At 35.9% G+C, this 4243-nt stretch carries 7 protein-coding genes; all 7 read right to left on the minus strand.

All coding sequences use genetic code 11. The annotated features are described in order from the left end of the window. Positions 1–248: 248 nt before the first annotated feature. A complete protein-coding gene (locus AC3DU7_RS26810) occupies positions 249–404 on the minus strand; it encodes a hypothetical protein (RefSeq protein ID WP_488042315.1) in 156 nt (51 codons plus the stop codon). 275 nt (positions 405–679) lie between these two features. Continuing rightward, positions 680–1765 (minus strand): RNA-guided endonuclease InsQ/TnpB family protein, encoded by a 1086-nt coding sequence (locus AC3DU7_RS26815; protein ID WP_488042316.1) that lies wholly within the window; start codon positions 1763–1765, stop codon positions 680–682. Between the two features lie 292 nt (positions 1766–2057). Then, a complete protein-coding gene (locus AC3DU7_RS26820) occupies positions 2058–2201 on the minus strand; it encodes a helix-turn-helix transcriptional regulator (protein WP_488042317.1) in 144 nt (47 codons plus the stop codon). Positions 2202–2247: 46 nt separating this feature from the next. After that, positions 2248–2754, minus strand: coding sequence for a hypothetical protein (locus AC3DU7_RS26825; protein WP_488042318.1), 507 nt, complete (start codon positions 2752–2754; stop codon positions 2248–2250). Positions 2755–2949: 195 nt separating this feature from the next. Then, positions 2950–3462, minus strand: coding sequence for a hypothetical protein (locus AC3DU7_RS26830; protein ID WP_488042319.1), 513 nt, complete (start codon positions 3460–3462; stop codon positions 2950–2952). Next, positions 3455–3787: a hypothetical protein gene (locus AC3DU7_RS26835; RefSeq protein WP_488042320.1), complete on the minus strand. Its 333-nt coding sequence runs from the start codon at positions 3785–3787 to the stop codon at positions 3455–3457. Before AC3DU7_RS26835 ends, AC3DU7_RS26830 begins: the two co-directional genes overlap by 8 nt. A 264-nt stretch (positions 3788–4051) precedes the next feature. Beyond that, on the minus strand, positions 4052–4243 hold a 192-nt coding region (locus AC3DU7_RS26840), incomplete at its 5' end, for a carbamoyltransferase C-terminal domain-containing protein (RefSeq protein WP_488042321.1).

Consider the following 4243-nt stretch of genomic DNA (forward strand, 5'->3'; position numbering starts at 1 on the left):
TATCTTGATTGGATGAATTAAGTATAGTCAAAAAAGTTTTTGGGGAAGGGTAGAGCGATCGCTTACCTACTACAATTTCCATTTTTCATTACCACAAAATTGTCAATCTGTCAAATTGCTGAAAGGTCAAAATGTAGGCGCGAATAGCTATTCACCCCTACCGTCTGCTGCACTGAATTGTTAGACCGGATAAAGGCAAATCAAATGGTGGACAAATGCTTGACTTCAATATCAACGTTAATATTTGATCATGTATTAGCAACATCAGCTAAGGGAATTTTATTAAGTTCAGAGAGATTTTTTGCACACTGATCAATAATTTGTTCCTTATTTGCTGATAACCAATCAAAATTAGTAGCGGTACATACTTCTTGCACAATCTCATAACGTCGAGCAATTACCAATTCATCAACTTCTTTCCCAACAGCAAATCCATGCTGTGAAAGTGCCCAAATGACAGTAATACAAATACACTCAATTTTACTAAGTTCCTCTCTAGATAGCTGTGCACTGATATCTGTCTGCGCATTGTCTACAATTCCGTTCTACTAAACTTATCCAAACTTACCCAAAACATATTTTGAGCTTTGGAGCTAGCTTCCTGTTTCACAGAAGACCACTGACCGCAGTCTGTAACTTATCTTCTCCACAGGCTTAAAATCGCTTGGAACTCAAGCTACTAATACACATAGTTGGCCAAATTGACAGCAGCGTTAAAGTCTCTGTCAGCTTGTTTGCGAAGCATTCCGTAGGAAAATCCACAGTTAGCACATTCATAAGTTCTCACATTTAACGGCATTTTCTGTTGATGCCCACAATTAGAACACAGTTGAGAACTTGGATAAAATCTATCTGCTATCACTAATACACTGTTATACCACTCACACTTATATGTAAGCTGACGTTTGAACTCATAAAAACCACAGTCCGCTATCGCACTTGCTAGCTTGTGGTTTTTGAGCATTCCACTTACATTCAAATCTTCTATCACTATGGTGCTGTGGTTTTTAGCTAACCATGTTGTTAGTTTATGTAGTGCATCTGCTCTGATATCAGCTACTTTTTTATGAGCTTTGGCTAGTCTTTTTACAGCTTTAGCTCTGTTTTTGGAGCCAATCTTCTTTTTGCTGACACACCGTTGATAACGAGTTAGTCGTTTTTTGGCTTGCTTATACGCTTTAACATTAGAAAATTTTCTTCCATCGCTACAAGTTGCTAGAGCATTTATACCAACATCTACACCGATAATATCTCCTTCTTTTGGGGTATGGTTTGGTTGATAATCATACTTAAAACTAATGTACCAATCACTTGCACGTTTGGAGATTCTCACGTTTTTTACTCTGCAATTCGGTAATATTTCGTATGTTTTTACTATTCCTATCCTTGGTAGTTTGATATAGTTGCCTTGAATAATTTTAATACTTCCTTCTAAATAGAAACTGTCTTTTTTCCCTTTTTTCTTAAACTTAGGGAATCCACATTTGGGAATAGTTAAAAAGTTTTTAAATGCCCTCTCTAAATCTCTTAATGCCTGTTGAGGGGCACATTTTGAGACTTCATAATACCAGGGATTTTGACTTTTAACTTCAGCCACTAAACGTTTATGCAAAGTGATAGCACTCAGTCGTTTCTTGGTTGATTCGTATTCACAGATGCAAGTTGCTAATCCCCAGTTATAAGCGTGACGGGCTACACCTGAGTGTTTGGCAAGTATGGTTTTTTGGTAATTGTTAACTTTTAATTTGGTCTTGATTGATTGCATTTGAATTGGTAGGCCATGAAAAAAAGTCTTTGATAACTTAGTAGATAAATTAATTTATTATAGCAGATAATCAGGAAATTTTCAAGATTTATTAATACTTGTCCAACTTTGTCGAATTATTCTGCTTCAGTAGTTAGCCCCAAACTCCTCCTAGACAAGTCCCAATCACTGAGCCAACTTGTACACTTAGCAAAATGCCAAATCCAACTCCTCCGGTTAAAACGGCAGAAGCGGAGCAACAGCAGTATCCCAATTAATGAATAAAGTATTTCATTTTCGATCAAAATAATTACTATTCCTTACCATTCAAGATGGCGGATAATGTTTCTTGGTTTACACCTAAAGCTTCTGCAACCTCAGTAACTGTCAGATTCAAAGGTTCAATGCAGAGTTCTTTCAGCACTTCGCCTGGGTGGGGTGAGTTATAGATTTTCATCAATGATAGTCCTCAAGATTAAATTCAACGCATTGGAGATTCTCTCTTAAACAAAGAATGCCAACAATCTAAATAAAGTTCTAAACAGACCCTTAAACCGCAAGGGCAATGTGGCATCAAACAATTCTAGATAAATATCTACCTTGTCTTGTTGGTTAAGATCTCTTAGAACTTCTTTGAACCTTTCGGGCAACTTTGTATCCCCATAAGCAACCTGCATGGAATCAAGTTGATTTTCTATCTGTTCTAAGTCAGTAATCAATTTTGCCAAATCAGACCCTTTGTACTTTGCTTCAATCTCCTCAAGCAGATAGCTTCTAAGCTTTAGCAAAAATATTTCGTTACTACGATTTTCAATATAGTCGCGTATTTCTTTCTCTTCTTCCTTTGCCTTTTTTAGCTTTAAAAAAGTCTCATTATCATAATTTAATAAGACTTTCTCGACAGCCAGTGATACATCTTCTTGGCCAACAGGTTTTCTTGCAAAAATGCCAAAAAAAGCAGCACTTATAGCTACAATTGCATTAGCTCCTACAAAAATTTTGTTTGTCACTATATCTAACCAATAAAGTATAGATGTGGTAGTTATAATTAGTAGACAAACAAAGACTAAAGATCGAAAAACTAGGTATGGTTTCATCATATGGGAAAAACTGTAAATGACTTCACACTATAAAAATTCAAAAATAAATGGTGCGTTAATGAAATGTAACGCACCCTGCTGGCTTATTTAAAGATATAGTTTTCATTAGCCCTTGTTATTTCTATCCTTGAAACTTTTATAGCCGAAACCACTGCCGAACCCGCCAGCAAAGATAACAAAAGTCCTCAGCAAATCTGTGTAGATATTCACATTTCGATCTACCAAAAAAACAGTAATGAATACAAAAAGAGCGCAAAAGATAATGACATATATAAGCGTATATCTCTTTGATATCTGAGAATCCTTAAAGATTCTTTCATCCTGCGCAGCATCGTTCTTGAGAAACTGAGTGATGTGACTTGGTTCAACCTTACCAGTAAGGTCTATCAATGGGGACTCCTCTCTACGACCTCCAACAGAAAGGGCTAACCCCATTACTTTCTTAACATTAGTTGGTATACTTTCCTTAAATTCCTCTGGAAGAATATCCTCAAGAACTCCTGGTAGCTTTGCCTCTTGACTACTGTTTGATGTCTCGGACAAAGCACCAGATGAAATTTCTTCAGACAAATTTTCATTCTTAACTTGCTTTTCGTCTTTAGAGTCGTCCTTAGTCATCTTTTGTACTAACTCCCAAAAGCTTCAAACTAGAGTCATCTGAGGACAAACGATACCACAATTTGACAAGCTTTTGCTCTAAATAGCTACCTAACCTAATTTCAACTTCGGCCTCAACAAATGACTGACAGGCATATTCAATAAGTTTCTCAAAAACTCTCTCACTAATTTCTCCAGTTTTATAGAGATTAGAAAGATCGATAACAACCTTTCGTAACTCACTTTTCCTTGACTGAGTTAGGGAAAGATGTAAAACTTTCGATCTGTAAGGTTCTATCTCCATCCCTATAGTGGCACGATTTATTAATGTTTTTTCTAGGGCCATATAGCTTACACCTAAACTTAATATTCTACAGTCTTTAACTAACTAATAACTATATTATAGATATAGATCAGAACCTAGATCGATCTTTTTTGATTGCCAAACTCAATTCTGATAGGTATTGACACTATATTTAGAGCTGGACTATAGTTTTATACTGCCTATCTAGCGTTTTAGCTAAAATTAAAAATTTTACTCTGTTTGAGTGGCAATATAACTTATCCACCCATAACAGACTAATTTTAACTTTTGAATTTTGATTTAACTTTAATCCAATTCAAATTCTTCCTTCCAAGACTCATCCTTTTCCCAAGGAATTTGCCCACTCTTACTCATCAAGAAATTTTCAACCACCAAATAATCCATCTCAGTCCGCATAAAACACCTATAAGCATCTTCGGGCGTACAAACAATTGGTTCACCCCGCACATTAAAAGATGTATTCACAATTACCCCACA

The sequence above is a fragment of the Okeania sp. genome (assembly GCF_983059655.1).

What these genes read in the sequence shown, in the direction of transcription:
- AC3DU7_RS26815 (WP_488042316.1), bottom strand. Translation starts at nt 1,765, where the DNA reads ATGCAATCAATCAAGACCAAATTAAAAGTTAACAATTACCAAAAAACC.
- AC3DU7_RS26835 (WP_488042320.1), bottom strand. Translation starts at nt 3,787, where the DNA reads ATGGCCCTAGAAAAAACATTAATAAATCGTGCCACTATAGGGATGGAG.
- AC3DU7_RS26820 (WP_488042317.1), bottom strand. Translation starts at nt 2,201, where the DNA reads ATGAAAATCTATAACTCACCCCACCCAGGCGAAGTGCTGAAAGAACTC.
- AC3DU7_RS26830 (WP_488042319.1), bottom strand. Translation starts at nt 3,462, where the DNA reads ATGACTAAGGACGACTCTAAAGACGAAAAGCAAGTTAAGAATGAAAAT.